Source organism: Streptomyces sp. NPDC091279, from assembly GCF_044757465.1.
In the GTDB taxonomy this organism is placed as follows: Bacteria; Actinomycetota; Actinomycetes; order Streptomycetales; family Streptomycetaceae; genus Streptomyces.
In genome coordinates this window covers 473721-493082 of record NZ_JBIVVA010000002.1, presented here as the reverse complement: position 1 = coordinate 493082, position 19362 = coordinate 473721, and the positions used below count along the sequence as shown (strand labels likewise).

The 19362-nt window shown below is 71.2% G+C and carries 14 protein-coding genes; 7 read left to right on the top strand and 7 right to left on the bottom strand.

Going from position 1 to position 19362, the window contains the following annotated elements:
• Positions 1 to 49: 49 nt before the first annotated feature.
• Entirely contained in the window at positions 50 to 487 is a 438-nt protein-coding gene (locus ACIQOU_RS05750) for a glutaredoxin domain-containing protein (RefSeq protein ID WP_401534159.1), read from the top strand.
• 44 nt (positions 488 to 531) lie between these two features.
• On the opposite strand, the gene ACIQOU_RS05745 is transcribed toward ACIQOU_RS05750, so the two are convergent.
• Together ACIQOU_RS05745 and ACIQOU_RS05740 are read right to left on the bottom strand one after the other, a co-directional pair.
• The gene (locus ACIQOU_RS05745) at positions 532 to 1050 is read right to left on the bottom strand and encodes a hypothetical protein (RefSeq protein WP_401534157.1); all 519 of its coding nucleotides are present in this window, start codon (positions 1048 to 1050) and stop codon (positions 532 to 534) included.
• Positions 1047 to 2765 (bottom strand): PHP domain-containing protein, encoded by a 1719-nt coding sequence (locus ACIQOU_RS05740; protein ID WP_401534155.1) that lies wholly within the window; start codon positions 2763 to 2765, stop codon positions 1047 to 1049. Before ACIQOU_RS05740 ends, ACIQOU_RS05745 begins: the two co-directional genes overlap by 4 nt.
• Before the next feature lie 309 nt (positions 2766 to 3074).
• Between ACIQOU_RS05740 and ACIQOU_RS05735 the strand changes: the two genes are divergently transcribed.
• From ACIQOU_RS05735 to ACIQOU_RS05725, 3 genes are all read left to right on the top strand, one after another.
• On the top strand, positions 3075 to 4400 hold the full coding sequence (locus ACIQOU_RS05735) for a jacalin-like lectin (protein ID WP_401534154.1): 1326 nt from the start codon (positions 3075 to 3077) through the stop codon (positions 4398 to 4400).
• 222 nt (positions 4401 to 4622) lie between these two features.
• A complete protein-coding gene (locus ACIQOU_RS05730; protein ID WP_401534152.1) occupies positions 4623 to 5201 on the top strand; it encodes a TetR-like C-terminal domain-containing protein in 579 nt (192 codons plus the stop codon).
• A gap of 85 nt (positions 5202 to 5286) precedes the next feature.
• Entirely contained in the window at positions 5287 to 6672 is a 1386-nt protein-coding gene (locus tag ACIQOU_RS05725; RefSeq protein WP_401534150.1) for a hypothetical protein, read from the top strand.
• 17 nt (positions 6673 to 6689) lie between these two features.
• Here ACIQOU_RS05725 and ACIQOU_RS05720 read toward each other — a convergent pair whose 3' ends face one another.
• Both ACIQOU_RS05720 and ACIQOU_RS05715 read right to left on the bottom strand, forming a co-directional pair.
• Positions 6690 to 8393: a DUF2264 domain-containing protein gene (locus tag ACIQOU_RS05720; protein ID WP_401534148.1), complete on the bottom strand. Its 1704-nt coding sequence runs from the start codon at positions 8391 to 8393 to the stop codon at positions 6690 to 6692.
• Between the two features lie 276 nt (positions 8394 to 8669).
• On the bottom strand, positions 8670 to 9710 hold the full coding sequence (locus tag ACIQOU_RS05715; RefSeq protein WP_401534146.1) for a rhamnogalacturonan acetylesterase: 1041 nt from the start codon (positions 9708 to 9710) through the stop codon (positions 8670 to 8672).
• 189 nt (positions 9711 to 9899) lie between these two features.
• On the opposite strand from ACIQOU_RS05715, the gene ACIQOU_RS05710 reads away from it, so the two are divergent.
• Complete coding sequence (locus ACIQOU_RS05710; RefSeq protein WP_401534144.1) at positions 9900 to 11579, top strand: rhamnogalacturonan lyase B N-terminal domain-containing protein; 1680 nt, start codon at positions 9900 to 9902, stop codon at positions 11577 to 11579.
• Positions 11580 to 11581: 2 nt separating this feature from the next.
• On the opposite strand, the gene ACIQOU_RS05705 is transcribed toward ACIQOU_RS05710, so the two are convergent.
• A complete protein-coding gene (locus ACIQOU_RS05705; RefSeq protein WP_401534142.1) occupies positions 11582 to 12994 on the bottom strand; it encodes an RICIN domain-containing protein in 1413 nt (470 codons plus the stop codon).
• Entirely contained in the window at positions 12994 to 14145 is a 1152-nt protein-coding gene (locus ACIQOU_RS05700; RefSeq protein ID WP_401534140.1) for a family 43 glycosylhydrolase, read from the bottom strand. The genes ACIQOU_RS05705 and ACIQOU_RS05700 overlap by 1 nt, the downstream gene beginning before the upstream one ends.
• A gap of 369 nt (positions 14146 to 14514) precedes the next feature.
• Here ACIQOU_RS05700 and ACIQOU_RS05695 point away from each other — a divergent pair, with 369 nt between their 5' ends.
• Positions 14515 to 16611, top strand: coding sequence for an autotransporter (locus tag ACIQOU_RS05695; protein WP_401534138.1), 2097 nt, complete (start codon positions 14515 to 14517; stop codon positions 16609 to 16611).
• A 101-nt stretch (positions 16612 to 16712) separates the two neighbouring features.
• Here the strand turns inward: ACIQOU_RS05695 and ACIQOU_RS05690 are convergent, their stop codons facing one another.
• Positions 16713 to 18116, bottom strand: coding sequence for an APC family permease (locus ACIQOU_RS05690; protein ID WP_401534136.1), 1404 nt, complete (start codon positions 18114 to 18116; stop codon positions 16713 to 16715).
• A 205-nt stretch (positions 18117 to 18321) separates the two neighbouring features.
• Here ACIQOU_RS05690 and mmuM point away from each other — a divergent pair, with 205 nt between their 5' ends.
• On the top strand, positions 18322 to 19254 hold the full coding sequence (gene mmuM, locus ACIQOU_RS05685) for a homocysteine S-methyltransferase (RefSeq protein ID WP_401534134.1): 933 nt from the start codon (positions 18322 to 18324) through the stop codon (positions 19252 to 19254).
• The last annotated feature ends 108 nt before the right edge of the window (positions 19255 to 19362 follow it).

Below are 19362 nucleotides of genomic sequence, written 5' to 3'. Positions count from 1 at the left end.
GGTGAGCGGTACCCGGGGGCGAGGGGCAGTGGCGGTAGCCTGCGTCATCATGATGCGTGCGTGGACCTTGCCGATGCTGCTGGTGCTCTGCGGCTCAGCCGCCGCAACTGGGCCGATCCTCAAGGGGAGTCCGGGCACGGCCGCAGTACTCCTGTCGGTGTTCCTGATACTCGCCTTCGTCAACTCGCCCCTGATATACCCGCGTTCGGTCGATGCGCGGGAGGCGCAACGCCGCAGCGCGGTCGACGGCAGGCCGATCGTCTTCTGGCGGCCGGGCTGCACGTACTGCCTGCGGCTGCGCATCCGGCTGGGCCGCGCCGCCCGCCGGGCGCACTGGGTCAACATCTGGCGCGACCCGGCCGCAGCCGCAGCGGTCCGGGCCGCCAACGACGGCAACGAGACCGTGCCGACCGTCATCGTGGCAGACCGGCCGCACACCAACCCCGACCCCGAGTGGGTGCGGGAACAGCTCGGCCGTTCCGCGTGATCAGAGGCCGTGCGCTGTCGGAGGCTGGGCCGTCCGTTCGTTCCTCAGTGGTCCGCGCAGCACGGTGTGGGGTTCGGTACCTCGAACGGGATCAGGGTGTCGGCAGGGGCCGGCATCGTGGTGAGGACGAGTTCGTCGTGGTGCCAGTGCGGACGGACGTGGTCGCGGGTCAACAGGCGGGTGTGCGGGGCGGGTTGGGTCGGGGTGCCGAGGACTGTCACGCGGGTGATCGCGGAGCGGGAGAGGAGTTCCGCGAGGGTGACCGTGCCGGTGAGGGTCGTCGCGCCCGGGTAGAGGACCGCGCGGCCCAGCTCGTCCGGGGCGCCCTCGGTCACCTCGAAGCCACGGGCCGCGAGCCGCTCCCGGACGGTGTGCGGGAGCGGTCTCGACGGCAGGGACAGCGACACGGCGACCCTCGGACGGTCGCCGCGGACCAGGTGCGTGCAGCCGAACACGTCGTCGGTGAGGGCGAGTTCGGCGGCCAGCGTGTGCAGCAGATGGTCCGCGGCGGCCAGGTCGCGCACCCCGGGGTCGAGCGTGAGCGCGTGCCGGAAACGGGTCACGAGGGCAGGACCCACACCGGGTTGGAGTAGAACCACAGGTCGAGCCACGGGTCGGCGGAACCGACGACGTCGATCGCGGGCCCGGCCGGGTCGACGGCGGCGCCGCGCGCGCCGACGGCGGACCGGTTGCCGTCGGTGCCGCGCAGCCGCACGTACTGCGGGTGGTCGACGCGGCCGAGGTCGTAGGAGATCCGGACGGTGCCGGTCGCCTTGTCGACCTCGTAGGACTTGACGACCTTGGCGGACGGGGCGGTGAAGGTGTCCTGGTCCTTGACGGGCCCGGTCACCTCGCCGCGCACGACGTCGACCCGCGCCAACTTCGGTACGAAACCGGCCCAGTTGGCGCCGCCTGCCAGGGCGATGTCCACGGTCAGCGTGACCTTGGCGCCCTTGCGGACATGCAGCGCCCCGCCCAGCGTGGCCCACCGTCCGCCGCCGGAGAGGCGGGCGTCGAGGCCGCTGACCAGGCCGCCGTGGTCGACCCAGACCCGGCCCGCCCGGATGCCGTCCATGACGGCGGCGTAGGAGAAGCCGTCCGCGCCGACGTGGGTCCTGCTGTACTGGCCGGGCCAGTAGTCGCCCTGGCTGATGTCGATCTGGCCGCCGTACACCGGGTCGGGGTAGCGGCCGTCGGTGGTGAAGTCGCCGCCCGGGCCGCGCACGGCGGTGTCGGCGTACACCTGGTGGGAGTCGGAGTTGGCGGTGATCCACCAGGGCTTGCCCTCGGCGAGGAGGCTGTCCCAGAGCCCGCCGACGGTGGCCGTCATCCAGTCGAACCCGCCCCAGGTGCGGTAGCTCTCCAGCGGGAAACCGGCGAACGAGTTGGCGCTCGGGCTGTTGTCGTAGATGCCGCGCGCCCGGCCGGGGCCGTTCGGCGCGGGCAGGCCGGCCGCCTGGTGGCCGGGGGCGCCCTCGAAGCCGACGGCGATCTGGTGACCGGCGGAGGTCGCGTCGCGCCAGGCGCGGATCTCGTGCGGGGAGTCGACACCGCGCCGCGCCGGGTGGTTGGCGAGCATCAGCGCGTCCTTGACCTTGCGCCGCTTGACCTGCTCGCCGAGGAAGGCGAGGCCCGCGACGGCCAGCGCCTCGTTGGCGGGCGTCGAGTCGGAGGCGTTCTTGACGCTGCCGTCGTAGTCGGTCTCGAACTGCTTGAGGACGGACACCTCGTTGCGGCCCGGGTGCACGAACACGGTGCCGTGCTCGGCGGCGGGGATGTTCCACTCCAGGCCCTGGAAGACGAGGGTGTCCTCGTAGGCGTCCCGGGCGGCCACGATGTCCGGATTCACCTTCTCCACACCGATCTTGGCGTGCGCCTCGCTGCCGTGGTCGGTGATGACCATCCAGTCCAGACCGTGCCGGGCGCCCTGGCGGACCTGGTCGACGACGCGGTACTTGCCGTCGCTGCTGTACTGCGTGTGGATGTGGTGGTCACCGGCCAGCCACAAGAATCCCTTCGAACGACGGCTGCTGGAGGGGCCGTTGGCGTACGCGGGGGCGGCTCCCGCGGCGCCGGTCAGCACACCGGAGGCGGCGAGCCCGGCGCCGAGCAGGCCCGCGCGGCGCAACAGGCTGCGGCGCGAGGCCTGTTCGGGGGTGAGCGCCTCGTCGGGCACGGCCGTGTCGAACGCGGCCGGCAACGGCGCCGTCACCTCGTCCGCCTGACCATGACCGTGCGTGTGGCCATGACCGTGCTGGTGATGGTGACCGTGTCCCATGAACCCCTCCGGAATCCCGCTGCGTTCGCCGCCGACGGCTGCCCTCACCCGTCGCCCCACGGCTGTCTGCCCCACGGCCATGCCCGCCGGGCGCGAACTCGCGCCACCTGGAAACATGCCGTCCGAGGAGAATCGACGCGGGAGATGAACGCCCGGCGACCGGCGCGTGAGCGGCGCAGGACTCCGGCGCGGCGTCTCCCCTCGTTCCCCACTGTTTCCTCAACGACCCTTGTTCGTCACACTGTTGGCGCTGAACCTGAGCACCGTTCACTTTCGTCTCCCCACCCCCGAAGCGGAGTCGCCCCCACCATGAGAAGACTGATCGGCACCCTCGCCGCCGCCGCGCTCGCCGTCACCGGCCTCACTGCGGCGACCTCCCCGACGGCATCGGCGGCCACCGCCGCGACCGGCACCTTCAACGTCCTGACGTACAACGTCGCCGGCCTCCCCGAGGGCCTCAGCTCCAGCCACCCGGCCACCAACACCCCGTTGATATCCCCGAAGTTGGCGCCCTACGACATCGTCAACGTCCAGGAGGACTTCAACTACCACGCGGCGCTGTACGCCGGCGACCACCACCCCTACCGCACCGCCACCAGCGGCGGCGCGGCCTTCGGTGACGGCCTCAACACCCTTTCCAGCTACCCGTTCGACGACTTCGAGCGGGTCAAGTGGAACGACTGCACCGGCACCAACTGCCTGACCCCCAAGGGCTTTTCGCTGGCCCGGCTGCGGCTCGCCGAGGGCGTCTACGTCGACCTGTACAACGCCCACCCGAACGCCGACGACAGCGACGACGCGCTCGCCGCCCGGCGCGCCAACATCGCCCAGCTCTCGGCGTTCATCCAGGCCAACTCGGCCGGGAACGCGGTGATCGTGATGGGCGACACCAACACGCGGTACACGCGTGCCGGGGACAACATCCGCACCCTCGTCCGCGACAACGGCCTCACCGACGCGTGGGTCGAGCTGGTCAAGGGCGGCACCGAGCCGACGCAGGGCGCGGACGCGCTGCTGTGCCCGACGACGGCGCCGACCAACGACTGCGAGGTCGTCGACAAGGTCTTCTACCGGGGCAGCAAGCTGGTCTCCCTGGACGCGACCCGCTACAACGACGAGTGGGCGGCGTTCCTCGACTCGGCGGGCGGCAACCTCTCCGACCACTTCCCCCACACGGTCGACTTCTCGTACGCCGTCAACGTGTCCCTGAAGGCCAGCGACTTCTTCGGCGGCCCGCACGGCACCGCCTTCAACGACGCCGCCGCCCTCCCGGCCACCGTCTCCCCGCGCACCCTCACGCTGCGCGGCAGCGCCCGCCTCGACGCGGTCTCCCTGACGCACGACGGCGGAACGACGCTGACCCACGGCGGCACGGGCGGCACCGCCGCCTCACTGACCCTCGCCTCGGGTGAGCACCTCACCTCCGTCAAGCTGACGCAGGGGCAGAAGGACAGCCGCACCCGGATCTTCTCGGCGGCGTTCACCACCGACAAAGGCCGCACCCTGTCGGCGGGCACGGCGACCTCCGACACGACGACCTTCACGGCCCCGACCGGCTGGCAGATCGTCGGCTTCACAGGCCGCGCGGGCGACGAGATCGACAAACTCGGGGTCCTCTACGCCCCGATCAGCTGAGCGACGGCGTCCCTCCGGGGAGCTACGGGGGCCAGGGGTATCACGGGTGCGAGCAGGGACCACCCCTCGCACCCGCCGCACCCCAACCCCCTAGGGGCCCTACGGGTCCTACGGGTCCTACGGGTCCTACGGGTCCTACGGGTCATTCTTCAGGGACCGTAGGGTTCGGCCTGGTGCCCCTGGGTTTCAGGGGGCCGGGTCCCACGTTCCAGGAGACGTTCCATGCCCCGAGCCGGTCTCACGGCCGACCGCGTCGTCGCAGCCGCCGCCGATCTCGCCGACGAGGTCGGCTTCGAGCAGGTCAGCGTGTCGGCGCTGGCCCGGCGTCTCGACGTGAAGGACGCGAGTCTGTACTCGCACATCAAGAACCTCCAGGATCTGCGGACCCGGATCGCCCTGCTCGCGGGCGGCGAGCTGATCGACCGGATCGCGGCGGCCGTCGCGGGCCGCTCGGGCAAGGACGCGCTCACGGCGTTCGCCGACGCCTACCGGGAGTTCGCCCTGGAGCGGCCCGGCCGGTACGCGGCGACCCAGGCGCGCATCGACCAGGCCCTGATCGCCGACTCCCCCGCCCTGCACCGCACCGCCGAGATCACCTACGGGATGCTCCGCGCCTACGGTCTGGCCGAACCCGACCTCACCGACGCCGTCCGCCTGCTGCGCAGCACCTTCCACGGGTACTGCGCCCTGGAGGCCACCGGCGGTTTCGGCGCCCCGCGCGAGGTGCGCCGGTCCTGGGACAAGGCGGTGGCGGCCCTGCACATCGCCCTGGAGAACTGGCCGCGCGAGACCCACCCCTGACGACGACCGGCCACCCCCTAGGGGCCGCCCCTGACGGTGATCGTCGTCACAGCAACCCTGGCGCGTCCGGCGGCGACCAGGGGGCATGACTTCCGCACGACGCACGACGTCCCACCGCCGGGTGCGGGCGGCCCGCCGCCCGGTGATCGCCGGGCTCGCCGCGACCGCCACGCTGGTCGCCGCCTGGTACGCGACCGCCGGTGCCGCGCCGGCCACCGGCCTCACGGTCACCACCCCGAGCACGCTGACCCTGTCGGCCAAGTTCCCCTATCTGTCCGCCGGTTACAACGACACCCGGGAGTGGACGCGGACGTCGACCGCCGTCGCCCCGAACGGCACCCTGCGCGTGGCGTGGCCCGCCGCCGACGGCGTCCATGTCACCCCGCTCACCGCCGCCGGGAAGCGCTCGGGCGCGGACACCGTGGTCAAGGGCGCCAAGGAAGTGGGCGGTCTGGTCGCGCACGACAACGGCTTCGCCCTGCTCACCCGGGTCTCCGACACCAACAAGTGGAAGGAGACGGCGGCCGCGATCGTCCGGTACACCAACGGCGCCCGGACCTGGTCGACCAAGCTCACCGGCACCGCGAGCAACGACACCGCACCGCTGCTCGACGGCCAACTCACCTGGAACGGCAGCAAGTACGGCGCCTACTTCGTCGTGCACGGCGCGGGCGGCGCCGCAGACGGCCACTTCGGCGACAAGTTGGCGTACATCAGCGCCAAGGGCGCCAAGATGAGCGGCGGTTGGGGCTGGGGTTGCAGCCACAACGAGGGCATCGCGCTGCACGCCGAGAAGACCGGCGCGTTCACCTCCCTCTGCTTCGACGACTGGCGTTCGGGCCTGTTCGTGTCGACCGGCATCGGCGCCCCGGACACGGCGCCGGTCGTGCAGCGCGAGCAGTGCTGGGCGGGCTACTGCGGGGGAACGTTCCCCGGCCGCACCGGTGATCTGGTGCGCTCGGCGACCGGCCGGTACGCCACCGCGTTCGCCTCGCGCGGCGCGGCCTCCGCGAAGAAGAACCCCGAGGACTCCTCCGGGCGCGGCTGGACGGTCACCCCGCAGACCGCCACCCACCAGGTGTCCGTGGCGTTCCTCAAGAACCGCAACTCCGGTCCAGGCAAGGCGATCCGCCTCTCGAACACCAAGGGCACGGAGCACGTCAACGTCCACCTCGCGCCGTACGGCAAGGACCGGCTGCTGCTGTCCTGGGAGTCCCTGAAGAACGCGTCGTGCGCGTCCGGCACCTGCACCGGCACCTTCGCGGGCACCCACCTGCGGCTCATCGACTGGAACGGCACGTTCCAGTCGGCGGACCAGGTGGTGCGGGCCCGGATCGCGGGCGACCTCGCGGTGGCCGCCGACGGGACGCTGACCTGGGCGTACGCGCCGGTGACGCCGTCGTACGCGAAGCCGCTGACCGGGGCGTCGCCGACGTCGACGACGTTGCGGATCGCCCGGCTGAAGCCGTGATCCAGACCGGCGGGGTCTCAGACCTCCTCGACGGCCACCTCGACGCCCCGGGCGGTGAACCGGACGTGTACCTCGGCTCCGGAACTCCAGCTCGCCGTGAGGCCCTCGACCCCGTCGGTCGTCACGTCCACCGTCTTGGCGAGCGGCACGGGGTCGGGCTCCGCCGTGAGCCGGACCAGCGCGACGTACAACCCGCTTCCCTCGCCGGTGAGTTGGCCGGCGAGTCGGGCGGCGAGTCCGGCGGCCGGGTGGATCTCCGCGTGAACGTCCGCCCCGGCCGCCCATCCCGTGATGCGTACCGGCGTGCCGGGTGCCGCGCCCGACACCAGGTGGGCCCGCACCTCGACGGCGCCGTGCGCCAGGACCACGTTGGTCACCCGCACTCCCCCGGCCGCGGTGTGCCGGGAGGCCGCCCAGCCGTCGCCGGCGCCGAGCGGTTCGATGCCGGTGCGGGAGGGGTCGCCGTCGACGATCACGCTGTTGTCGGCGTCCTGGCCCTGGACGGGTCCGGTGCGGGTCGAGTAGGCGAGGCGGGTGTAGTAGGGGTCGTAGCGGACGTCCTCGCTGCCGTGGTTGTGCAGGCGGACGACGCCGTCCGAACGGGTGGACTGCACCAGCCAGTTGGGGGCCGCGACCGGGGTGAGCGCGTCCGCGCGTTCCGCCGGGGCCGGTTGCTCGGTGGCCGTCCACGCCGGGTGGTCCGGGGGCAGCAGCAGGCCGAGGAAGCCCTTGCTGGCCCAGTACGGCGACGCCGGGCCCGAATAGCCTTGCAGGAGTGCGTCGTCGGGGCCGTGCCAGCCGAGGGTGAGCAGGCCGCGCTCGTCGAGGGCGTCGTGGTCGAGGAAGTACTTCAGGGCGCCGGACGCCAACCGCCGTGTCTCGCCCGGCGCGAGCGGGGTGTGGCCGGTCAGGGCGCCCAGCCAGAGCGGGGCCGTCGTCGCGAACCGGTAGGTGAGGGACCGGCCTTGACGCATCGGGGCGCCGTCACCGCCGAACAGCCGTGCGTAGTCGGTGAGATGGCGGGTGAGGCGGCCGCCGTAGAGGTCCAGGAGGCGGCTGTCGTCGGCGAGCCAGGCGTGCAGCACCGGGTAGAGGTGCATCGCCCAGCCGTTGTAGTAGTCGAACTTGCGGCCGTCGCCGTCGGTGTACCAGCCGTCACCGACGTACCAGTCCTCGATGCGTGCCAGGCCGCGGTCGACGGCCCGGGCGGCGGCCTCCGGCTCGTGGCCGATCTCCTGGAGGAAGCCGCCGACCGTGACGGGGAACAACTCCCAGTTGCAGGGCCAGGGTTGGGCGGTCAGGGCATCGCAGAGCCAGTCGGCGGCGCGCTGTCGGACGGGGTCGTCGAGCCGGTCCCACAGGAGCGGGCGCGTCAGGCGCAGGGCGAGGGCGATCGACGCGGCCTCGACCAGGGGCTGGCTCCGGTCCTCGATGCGGGGCCAGACTCCGCCGACGCCTGCGGCGAGGCCCTCGGCGTACCGCTGGAGGGCGTTCTCGTCACGGCGGAACGCGGCCAGCAGCAGCGTTCGGGCGTACCCTTCCAAGCCGTCGGAGAGGCGCCCGGACCAGCTGGTGTGCTCACCGGGCAGGTGGTAGAGGGCGCCGCCCTCGGCCGCGTACGGCTCGACGGCCGCGAGCAGGGCGTCGGCGGCACCCTCCCAGTGGGCTCGGGTGTAGCCGGTGCGCGGGCTGCGGACTCGGTCGTCGACGGGGAGACGCATCAATTCGCTTTCCAGGTCGGGCGGTTCACTGTCGGAGGCGGTCACTTCACCAGCCCGAACGGCTGGTTCAGGCACCGCGCCATTCAACTCACCTGTGCTGCACCACCGTTCACCCTCACCATGGGGCACGCCCAGCAGCACCGCACCCCCACCCTCACCCTCGGCACCGGCACCGGCACCGGCACCAGCACCAGCACCAGCACCAGCACCAGCACCAGCACCGGGCGGTTGAGGCCTGGGGCGCCCCGGTTCCGGTCGGGACGCCCCAGGGTTCCTTCACTCCCGCACCAGCCTGGCGGGCACCAGGTGCAGGGCGACGAGTTCGTCCCGGACCAGGCCCGCGTACACGGTCGCGCCGTGCACGGAGGTGTGGGTGTTGTCCTTGTTCTCGTTGTACAGATAGACCGCCTTGGAGCCCTCCACGCCCAGGGACTCCACCAGCGCCTTGGTCTTCGCGGTGAGGTCGACCAACGGTACGCCCAACTCGGCGGCCACGGACCGGATCACGACAGGATGGTTCACGCCCAGGCCGTTGACCAGAAGTGCGATGTCGTTGTTCAGGGTGCCGTCGGCGTTGAACCAGCGACGCACGATCGGTGTCACCAGCACCGGTTCGCCGCCCTGGTGGCGGACGCCCTCGACCAGGGTCTGGAGGTTCGCCCGGTAGGTCGCCTCGTCGGTGGTCTTGTCGTTGTGGGCGAGCTGGATCAGGACCAGGTCACCGGGGCGGATCAACGGCCTTACGGTTCCCCACAGTTGAGGGTTCCCCAGATAGCTGACCGTACTCTCGCCGGAGTCCGCGTAGTTGGCGACGGAGACGCCCTTGTCCAGGTACTGGGGCAGCTGTTGGCCCCAGCCGGAGTAGGGGGCGCCGGGCTGGTCGCAGACCGTGGAGTCACCGACGAGGAGGATCTGCCGGGCCTGCCGGGCCGGGGTGACACGGATGTCGGCGAGGGCGGGCGCGGAGCCGCCGAGGACCAGGTCGAGGCCGGGCGTGCCGTCGGGTCCGGTCGGCTCGCCCTCGGGGGTGCGGACGTTCACGGTGAAACTGCGGGCGACCCGTTCCCCGGCCGGGGCCGCCGTCTCCGGGAGCAGGGAGCGCCGGGTCTCGCCGCTGACAGCGGTACGGGACGCGGCGCCGCCCCCGAGCAGTACCCGTACGTCGTAGGTACCGGGTGGGACGTCGAAGTGGCAGGCGTCGGCCGCGCAGTTCTCGATGCCGAGGTCCCGTTGTCCCGGGTGGGCCTGGGCCGGGGTGGCCGTCAGCCCGGCGCCCAGGGTCAGCGCCGCGAGAACGGCGAGCTGGAGACGTCTCATTTCGGCTCCTCGAACGGGTCGGCAAGGCCTGGCGGAGGGACCGTACCCCCGGGGACAAGCGCTTTCTACCCCCTGGACCGATTTCATAAAACTGCCAACCTCCAGAGCGCGAAAGCCCTTTCGCGAAATCGATTCAACTGTCACTCTCACAGCACCCGAACCCCTGAACCTCCCGAAGGAGGCACCCCCATGTCCGAATCCGCTCAGAACGCGGTAGGACGCCGCACCTTCGTCGTCGCCGGCGCGGCACTCGCCGGTGGCGCGGCGCTCGCCGGTCCCCTCGCGTCGTCGGCGTCCGCCGCCGCTTTCGGCTGGAGCGACGACGGCAAGAACTACGTCGTCGACACCGGCGCCAGCCTCGTCTTCAAGGTCAGCAAGACCAACGGCGACCTGACCTCCCTGGTCTACAAGGGCACCGAGTACCAGGGCTACGGCGGCATGAACTCGCACATCGAGTCCGGCCTCGGTACCTCGACGGTGACCATCAGCCAGTCCGGCACGAGCATCCTCATCTCGGTCACCTACGGCACGCTCAAGCACTATTACGCGGCCCGCAGCGGTGAGAACAACGTCTATCTGTGGACCAACAAGGCCGACACCTCCGTCAGCGCCACCCGTTACATCCTGCGGGTCAAGCCGGGCATGTTCCTCAACGACCTGCCGGATTCCTATACTTACGCGCCGACCACCGTCGAGGCGTCCGACGTCTTCAAGAAGTCCGACGGCCAGACCCGCTCCAAGCACTTCTCCAAACTGCGCGTCATCGACTACGACTACGTCGGCTGGACCACCGGCAGCGTCGGCCTGTACGTGGTGCGTTCCAACCACGAGAAGGCGTCCGGCGGCCCGTTCTACCGCTCGCTGCTGCGCCACCAGAGCGCCGACGGCGGCGGCCTCTACGAGATCCTCTACTACGGCGAGAACCAGACGGAGGCCCAGCGCTTCGGCCTCCAGGGCCCGTACGTCATCGCCTTCACCGACGGCGGCGCGCCCTCGTCCGCGCTGTTCCCCGCCAACCTCACGACGTCCTGGGCGGATTCGTTCGGCATGTCCGGCTACGTGTCCGCGAGCGGGCGCGGCCGGGTCGCGGGCGTCGGCATCACCGGCCGGAACACGGCGTTCGCGTACACCGTCGGGCTCGCCAACTCGGCTGCCCAGTACTGGGGTTCGGCGCGCGCCTCGGACGGCTACTTCTCGATCACCGGGGTGCTGCCGGGCACGTACACCCTCACCGTCTTCAAGGGTGAACTCGCCGTCTACACCACGTCGGTGAGCGTGACGGCCGGTGGCACGACCACGCTCAACAGCATCGCCATCCCGTCGACCAACGACCCGGGCAACGCGGGCGCGATCTGGCGGATCGGCACCTGGGACGGCACGCCGAACGGCTTCAAGAACGCCGACCTGATGACGTACGCGCACCCCTCCGACACCAGAGCGGCGTCCTGGACCGGGAACGTGGTGATCGGCAGCGGCACCGAGACCTCGGCGTTCCCCTGCTATCTGTGGAAGGACGTCAACAGCGGGATCATCGTCTACTTCAGGCTGACCGCGGCCCAGGCCGCCGCCGCGCACGCCCTGCGGATCGGCGTGACGACGGCCTACGCGAACGGCCGGCCGCAGATCACCGTCAACGACAGCTGGACCTCGGCCGTCCCCTCGCCGCCCTCCCAGCCGAGCACCCGGTCGCTGACCGTGGGCTCCTACCGGGGCAACAACTACACGTTCACCTACAACGTGCCGGCGTCCGCCTGGCTGACGGACCCCAGCGCCTACAACACGTTGAAGATCTATGTGGCGAGCGGTTCGGGGACGACGTCGTTCCTCAGCGCGGGGACGTCGATCGACGCGATCGATCTGCTGACCTGACGTCAGGTCCCGCGTGTCCACTGCTGGTTGGTCGCTCCGTTGCAGGTGTAGGTGATGAGCGCGGCGGAGTCGGCGGTGGACGCGCCGGACACGTCCAGGCACTCGCCGGTGGTGCGGGCCTTGACGAGGACGTAACCGCCGGACGTGGTCACGCTCCACTGCTGCCCCGTGGCGCCGGTGCAGTCCTCCTGGGTGATGTTCGCCGCGTTCTCCTGGAGGCACAACGAGCTTCCCCGGCCCACCAGTTGGTAGTAGCCGGTGCCCAGGTCCTTGAACCACCACTTCTGGTTGGCGCCGCCGTTGCAGGTGTACTGGCTGATCGCGGCGGCCTGCCACAGGGACTGGTTCGGCACGTCCGCGCACTTGGAACTGGAGCGTGACACCAGGGTGTTGTAGGTGGCGCCGGTCCCGCTGACGGTCCCGGCGGCGGTGTCGATGGTGATCTCCGGCGCCCAGGACATCGACAGCGAGGTGGCCGACGGGAAGGTCAACGGCAGCCATACGTAACGGGAGTCGTTGACGGTGCCGCCGAAGGAGTTGCCCCAGCGGTCGCCCAGGTACAGGTACGAGGTGCCCGACGTCCCCTGGACCGGAAGGACGTACGCGGTCTGGGAGTTGAAGGCCGTGGAGTCGCCGACGTTGGTCATCGCCGTCCACGGCCCGGCCGGTGACGAAGCGGTGGCGTACTGCTGCTGGTTGGCGCTCCAGCCGGTGGCGCCCGAGGTCAGCATGAAGTAGACGCTGCCCCGCTTGAACAGCGCCGGAGCCTCGCGGTGACCGCCCGGCCACGGGTTGGCGACCAGGCTCGCGATGCCGGTGTAGTCGGCGGTGAGCCGGTAGATGTGCAGGTCGTAGTTCTCGTTGGCGGCCGACACCATGTAGCCGGTGCCGTCGGTGTCGACGAACGTCGTGATGTCCCGGGACATGGTGTCGCCGAGCGGCCGGAAGCTGCCCTGGTAGGTGTAACTGCCGTCCACCGTCGAGGAGATGGCGACGGCCGCGCGCGCCTCGCCGTAGTCCGTGCCGTTCTCCTTGTGCATCCACATGACGAACTTTCCGGTGGACGCGTTGTACATGACCTTGGGCCGCTCGATGTAGGCGGTGCCCAGTTCGGCGGCGCTCGACTGGGTCAGGACGTGGCTTCTGAACTCCCAGTTCTTGAGGTCGGTGGAGCGGTAGGCGTCGACGTACCGGAAGGTGTTGTCGGCGTTGCGGTCCTCGCCGAACCAGTAGAAGGAGGAGCCGACCTTGATGACGCCGCCGCCGTGCGCGTGCAGGAGGTTGCCCGACGTGTCCGTGAACTGGACGCCGTTGGGGATCGTCTGGGCGGCGGCGTGCGCGGGTCCCGCGGTCAGCAGGGCACCGGCGAGGGCGCAGACCAGGGCGAGCAGGACGGCGTGCAGACGTCTGGTCATCACGCGCTCTCCTCAAGGGAGTTGGAGCCGGATGCGGAGGTGATGGCGGTCGTGTCGGCGACGGGGAAACCGAAGTCGGGGGTGCCGTCCGGGTGCCAGCCGAGGCGCTGGACGCGGGTGTGGCGGTTGGGGTCGTTCAAGGGGTCGCCGGTGATCTCCTGGTACTGCCGGGCGTGGTAGACGAGGACGTCGGCGCGGCCGTCCTCGGCGAGCGTGAAGCAGTTGTGGCCCGGGCCGTACTGGCGGGTGGTGTCGTTGCTGGTGAAGACGGGGGTCGGCGACTTGGACCAGTTCGCCGGGTTCATCAGGTCGGCGTGCGCGTCGACGGTGAGCAGGCCCATGCAGTAGTGGTGGTCGGTGGCGCTGGCCGAGTAGGACAGGAACAGCCGCCCGTCGCGGGCGATCACCGCGGGCCCCTCGTTGACCTTGAACCCGATCCGCTCCCAGTCGAACTCCGGTGTGGAGAGTCTGATCTGAGGACCCGTCAGAGTCCAGGGGTTCGCCATCCTGGACAGCCACAGGGCGGTGTTGTTGTCCATGCCGGGTTCGTGCTGGGCCCAGGCCAGGTAGCGGCTGCCCCGGTGGGAGAAGGTGGTGGCGTCGAGGGCGAAGGTCTCCCACGCCGTCCTGACCTGCCCGCGCTCCACCCAAGTCCCCCTGAACGGATCGGGGTTGGCGTTCTCCAGGACCCAGATGCGGATGTCCCAGACGCTCTCGGCGGGCGCGGAGGCGAAGTAGATGTACCACCTGCCGTCGATCCGGTGCAGCTCCGGCGCCCAGATGTGCGCGCCCATCACGCCGGTGGCGTGCCTGGTCCAGATCACCGACTCGGCCGCCGTGGCGAGGCCGCCCAGGGTCCGGGACCGGCGCAGGATGATCCGGTCGTACTCCGGCACGGTCGCCGTGAAGTAGTAACTGCCGTCGGTGTGCCGGTGGATGAAGGGATCGGCACGCTGCCGGACGAGGGGGTTCACGAAGGGGGCGGCTGCCGGGCGCGGGGCGACGGAGGCACCGACGGCGGTCTCGGCGGTGGCGGTGGCTGCGGTGGCCGGGCCCACGGCCAGGGCGCCGACGGCCAGGGCGGCTCCCTTCAGCACCGATCTGCGGCCGGCGGGTTCGGAGGACTGGGGCAGGTCGTGATCGCGGCTCATGCGCTGCCTCTCAGGGGTGGGGAGTGAGGCTGGGGAGTGAGGCTGGGGAGTGGGGCATGCGGGAGGGCAGAAAACGGCTCTTGTTCGACATGCCGAATGGCATCTGTCATGACGAACGCCGAAAAGGTATGGGGGCGCACCCAGGAGGTCAACGGATCTGACACGACGAACGGAGAGCGCTTTCGGGATGCGGATCGGCACCCCTGGTCACCCGGACGTCCCCTACGGGTACCCGGGATACCCGTACGCCCCCGACCGGGACCCGCAGTACCCGCACACCCCCGACCCGCGCCCCTACCCCTACCCCTACCCCTACGGCCCGACCCCGAGTTTCTGTTATCCCGCGTTGCCCCGGGCCGTCTCCCTCCCGTGCGCCCTCTCACCCACCGGACCGCAGCCGCCGCCGGAGCCTTCGCGGCCGTCGCCGCCCTGCTGACGTCCGCTTCTCCCGCCACCGCCGCCGACGCCCGGGACGTCACCGCCGATGTGCTCGCCGGGCGGGACGTGACCCTCACCGGCGACACGGTCGTCACCGTGCCGTCCGGGACGACGACGTTCGACGGCGTCTTCCGGGGCGAGGGCACCCTCACCGTGCGCGGGACGGGCACCCTGATCCTCACCAAGGACAGCGACTTCACGCTCCCCAAGGACCGGCAGCACCAGGTCGTGCGCACCCAGGGCGGCAACCACCCCTACACCACGGTCACCCGGCCCGACGCGCCCGCTATCACCGTCGCCCGCGGAGCGACCCTCCAGTACGGGACGGGCGGCGGCACCGGTCTGATCGGGCACTTCCCCTACAACACCCCGGGGTACCAGCTCAACCAGCTCAACGTCCGCGTCGACGGCACGCTGCGGCTGTCGTTGACCCGCACCTTCAACATCGGCACGATCAGCGGCTCCGGCCTGGTCACGCAGCCGCGCGGCATGTGGGGCACCCTCGACCTGGCCGGCACCCATCCGTTCTCCGGCGTCATCGACAACGGCACCGGCATGGCCGTCGGCCGCCCCGAGTACCCGGTCGCGCTCCCGAACGCCCGCGCCGTCCTCAACCAGGGTTCCTGGATCATCGACACCCCGCTCCACCAGACCATCACCCTGCGCCAGGACTTCTACCAACGCGCCTACGGCAGTGACGTCAACGTCCATACGCGGCCCGGCAGCAAGGTCGTCCTCACCGGCCAGTACAGCTACTCCGACCGAGGCGGCGACACCGCCCCGTCACTCAGCGACCCGGGCCTCAACTGGCGCCCGATCGCCCACCAGTTGAACAAGCGGGGCACCAACATCGAGGGGGCCGACGTCCATTGGGGCGACGGCACCACCCACCGCATCTTCATGCCGGGCACCAAGGACACCGTCTACATCAACCTCCATGAGGCGAGCGGCCGGCGCTCAAAACTGACCTTCGACTACAACGGTCCCGTCACCCTCGGCGCCCCCATCGGCGGCGGCCGGTACCACGACACCCTCGCCGCGCCCGGCGCCGGTGACATCGTGATCGCCGGCACCCGTGGCAACGACGTGACCTTCGCGGCCCGGCAGGACTACGACGGCTCCACCACGATCGAGAAGGGCGCGGTGCTGCGGCTCGGTTCGGCCACCGGCGACGGCTCCCTCCTCACCGGCACCGAGCGCCGACGCGTGGTGAACGACGGCACGCTCGTGGTGCACAACGCGCGAACGCCGGTGACGTTGGCCCGAGTCGGCGGCTCGGGCGCGTTGGTGCAGTCGGGCGCGGCGACGACGACACTGACCGGGAGCGCGGTCACGTACACCGGGGCGACGACGGTCCAGAAGGGCACGTTGGCGCTGCGCGGCGGGGCAACGCTCGCGCACAGCAAGGCGATTCGGCTGACCTCCGCTGCTTCGACGCTGGACGCGGGGACGCTGGGAGTGCGGGTGACGAGCACATTGGCCGGGAAGGGCACGGTGCGGGGGGCGGTGACCAACGCGGGCGTGGTCGCGGGCGGAGTGACGGTGGCCGGTGCCTACACGCAGGACGCGGGCGGCGAACTGGCGCCGGAGAAGGCGCCGTTGAAGGTCACCGGCGGGGTCCGGCTGGCCGGGCGCCTCGATCTCTCGTCGGTCCCGACCGGCGCCGCCCGTACGATCACCGTCCTCGACCACACCGGCACCGCGAAGAACTCCGGGACCTTCAAGGGCCTCAAGGAGGGGGCCCGGCTGAAGCTCGCCGGCACGGCGTACCGCATCAGCTACCGGGGCGGCGACGGCAACGACGTCGTCCTCACCCCGGCGAAGACCGCGAGCGCGGCCCCCGCCACCCGCTTGGGCCCGGCGTCGGCCGCCGCCCCGGAGTCGACCCCGCGCACCGCCAACACGGCGTCCAGCAGCGTGGGTTGGTGGCCCTATCTGGCCGGGGCCGCGCTGCTGGCCGGGCTGGCCGTGCCCGCCACCCTGCGCCGCAAGCGCCGCCGGGGCGGTCGGCACGCGGCCCAGGGCTGAGCAACGGACGTACGGGACAGGGCCGTTGCCGCTCCTGGGCAACTGGCCCACAGCTCAAGGCCGTTGCCGCTCCTGGGCAACTGCCCTGCGGGGCACGGTCGTTACGTGGTGACGGGCTCGGGTTCGTGGCTGCGGCCGCGCAGCCACACGTACACCGGGATGCCCGCGAAGAGGAACAGGGTGCCCTGGTAGACGGCCGCGTAACCGGCGCCCGCGATCAGCCAGAAGGAGAAGCCGAAGGACAGCGCGGCCACGATCAGGTCGCGGACCAGACCGGCCGGGCGGACCCGTTCCCGGCTGCCCTGGGCCAGCCAGTACAACTGCGCGGCGGCGGACAGGAGATAGGGGACACAGCCGGTGAACGTCGTGATCAGGACGAGGACGCGGAACGTCGTGTCCGGGCCCGCCGTGTAGTTGAAGGCGATCAGCAGCGTGCCGAGCACGGCCACCGCCCACACCCCGAACCCGGGCACCCCGCCCTTGCCGACCTTCGCGAACGGCGCCGGGAAGAGTCCGTCGCGGGCGGCGGCGTACGGCATCTGCGCGGCCAGCAGAATCCAGCCGTTGAGGCAGCCGGTGATCGAGGCGACGGCGACCAGCGCGATGGCGATACCGCCCCATGAGCCGCCGGTGACGGCGTTCACCGCGTCGGCGAACGGCGCCCCGGAATGGACCAGTTGATCGTGCGGGACCAGGCCGAAGACGGCGACCGTGCCGAGGATGTAGACCAACGCCGAGGCGAGCGTGCCCAGGACGCTGGCCCGGCCCACCGTGCGCTGCGGGTCCTTCACCTCGCCCGCGCTGACCGCCGCCGACTCGACGCCGAGGAAGCTGTAGAGGAGCAGCGCGGCGGAGGCGGCGAGGGCGCCGGGAACGCTGTCCCCGGTGGCGTTGAACGGGCCGAAGTTGTCGGTGTCGACGAAGAACAGGCCGACGGTCGCGACCAGCAGCAGCGGCACGAACTTCAGGACCGTCGAGATGATCTGCACGGTGCCGACCCAGCGGGTGCCGGCGAAGTTCGCGGCGGCCGGCAGCCACAGCGCGGCGAGCGCGACGAGGCCTTCGAGGAGGTGGTTGCCGTGCAGCGGGATCAGGACGTCGACGTAGCCGACCACCGCGACCGCGAGGGCCGCGATGCTGACCCAGCACATCGTCCAGTACGACCAGGCCGACAGGAACCCGGCGAACGGGCCGAACGCGTCCCTCGGGTACACGTACAGGCCGCCGGTGACCGGGCTGCGCCGGGCCAGCTTGCCGAAGAGCAGGGCCAGCAGCACCGCCGCGACCGACAGCACCACGAAGGCGAGCAGGCTGAGCGTCCCGTAGGGGGCGACCGCGGCGGGCAGCGCGAAGATGCCGCCGCCGATGATGTTGCCCATCACCAGGGCGGTGGCGGCGGCGAGGCCGAAGGTACGGCGGCGCGGGGCCTCGGGGTCCGTCTCCGGGGCCGTCTCGGGGTCGGGGGCGGTGGGGTCGGGTGCCTCGGCGGGGCGGGTGGCGGTCACGGCGGTTCCATGGGGACGTGGGAGCGGGGAGTACGGGTGCTAGGGGGACTACGGGGGGACTACGGGAGCTACGGGGACTACGGGTGGGGGGCTTGCCCCAGGGGAAGGCGCGATCGTATCCCGGCGTTTCATATGACGGGCAAACTGTTCATTTTTTGGACACAATATGGTCGGTGCACCCGGATGGCTGGTTTACCGTCGTGGAATGACCAGCGACACCCCTCCCCTCTCCTTCGCCCCTCCCGTCTCCTTCACCGCCGCCCTCGCCGCCGAGCCGCTCGTCCTCGACGGCGGCATGTCCAACCAGCTCGCCTCCGCCGGACACGATCTGAGCGACGAGCTGTGGTCGGCGCGGCTCCTCCTGGAGCACCCCGACTCGATCACCGACGCGCATCTCGCCTACTTCGAGGCGGGCGCGGACGTGGCGATCACCGCGAGCTATCAGGCCACGTTCGAGGGGTTCGAGAAGCGCGGAATCAGCCACGCCGAGGCCGCCCGGCTGCTCACGCTCAGCGTGACACTGGCCCGCGAGGCGGCCCGGCGGACCCCGACCGAGCGCCCGTTGTTCGTCGCCGCCTCGGTCGGCCCCTACGGGGCGATGCTCGCCGACGGCTCCGAGTACCGGGGCCGGTACGGGCTCACCGTCGACGAGCTGGAACGTTTCCACCGGCCCCGTCTGGAGGTCCTCGCCGCCGCCGGGCCCGACGTCCTCGCCCTGGAGACCGTGCCGGACGCCGACGAGGCACGGGCGCTGCTGCGGGCCGTGCGCGGACTCGGGGTGCCGGCCTGGCTGTCGTACACCGTCGACGGCGACCGCACCCGTGCCGGGCAGCCGCTCGACGAGGCGTTCGCGCCGGCCGCCGACGCGGACGAGATCGTCGCCGTCGGCGTCAACTGCTGTGCGCCCGAGGATGTCGACGGTGCCATCGCGGCGGCCGTCCGGGTCACCGGCAAGCCGGTCGTCGTCTACCCCAACAGCGGCGAGGCCTGGGACGCCGAGGCCCGTGCCTGGACCGGCCTTCCCACCTTCACCCCGGAACAGGTGACCCGCTGGCAGAAGGCCGGGGCCCAGGTCATCGGCGGGTGCTGCCGGGTCGGCCCGGAGGCGGTGACGGACATCGCGGGGGTACTGGGGTAGGGGTTTCCCCGGAGGGGTTTCCCCGGAGGGGTTTCCCCGGAGGGGTTTCCCCGGAGGGGTTTCCCCGGAGGGGTTTCCCCGGAGGGGTTTCCCCGGAGGGGTTTCCCC

Bases quoted from the DNA above. Each gene is read 5' to 3' on its own strand.
- ACIQOU_RS05725 (WP_401534150.1), top strand. From the start codon at position 5,287: ATGACTTCCGCACGACGCACGACGTCCCACCGCCGGGTGCGGGCGGCC.
- ACIQOU_RS05700 (WP_401534140.1), bottom strand. From the start codon at position 14,145: ATGAGCCGCGATCACGACCTGCCCCAGTCCTCCGAACCCGCCGGCCGC.
- mmuM (WP_401534134.1), top strand. From the start codon at position 18,322: ATGACCAGCGACACCCCTCCCCTCTCCTTCGCCCCTCCCGTCTCCTTC.
- ACIQOU_RS05705 (WP_401534142.1), bottom strand. From the start codon at position 12,994: ATGACCAGACGTCTGCACGCCGTCCTGCTCGCCCTGGTCTGCGCCCTC.
- ACIQOU_RS05715 (WP_401534146.1), bottom strand. From the start codon at position 9,710: ATGAGACGTCTCCAGCTCGCCGTTCTCGCGGCGCTGACCCTGGGCGCC.
- ACIQOU_RS05740 (WP_401534155.1), bottom strand. From the start codon at position 2,765: ATGGGACACGGTCACCATCACCAGCACGGTCATGGCCACACGCACGGT.
- ACIQOU_RS05720 (WP_401534148.1), bottom strand. From the start codon at position 8,393: ATGCGTCTCCCCGTCGACGACCGAGTCCGCAGCCCGCGCACCGGCTAC.
- ACIQOU_RS05730 (WP_401534152.1), top strand. From the start codon at position 4,623: ATGCCCCGAGCCGGTCTCACGGCCGACCGCGTCGTCGCAGCCGCCGCC.
- ACIQOU_RS05750 (WP_401534159.1), top strand. From the start codon at position 50: ATGATGCGTGCGTGGACCTTGCCGATGCTGCTGGTGCTCTGCGGCTCA.
- ACIQOU_RS05735 (WP_401534154.1), top strand. From the start codon at position 3,075: ATGAGAAGACTGATCGGCACCCTCGCCGCCGCCGCGCTCGCCGTCACC.
- ACIQOU_RS05710 (WP_401534144.1), top strand. From the start codon at position 9,900: ATGTCCGAATCCGCTCAGAACGCGGTAGGACGCCGCACCTTCGTCGTC.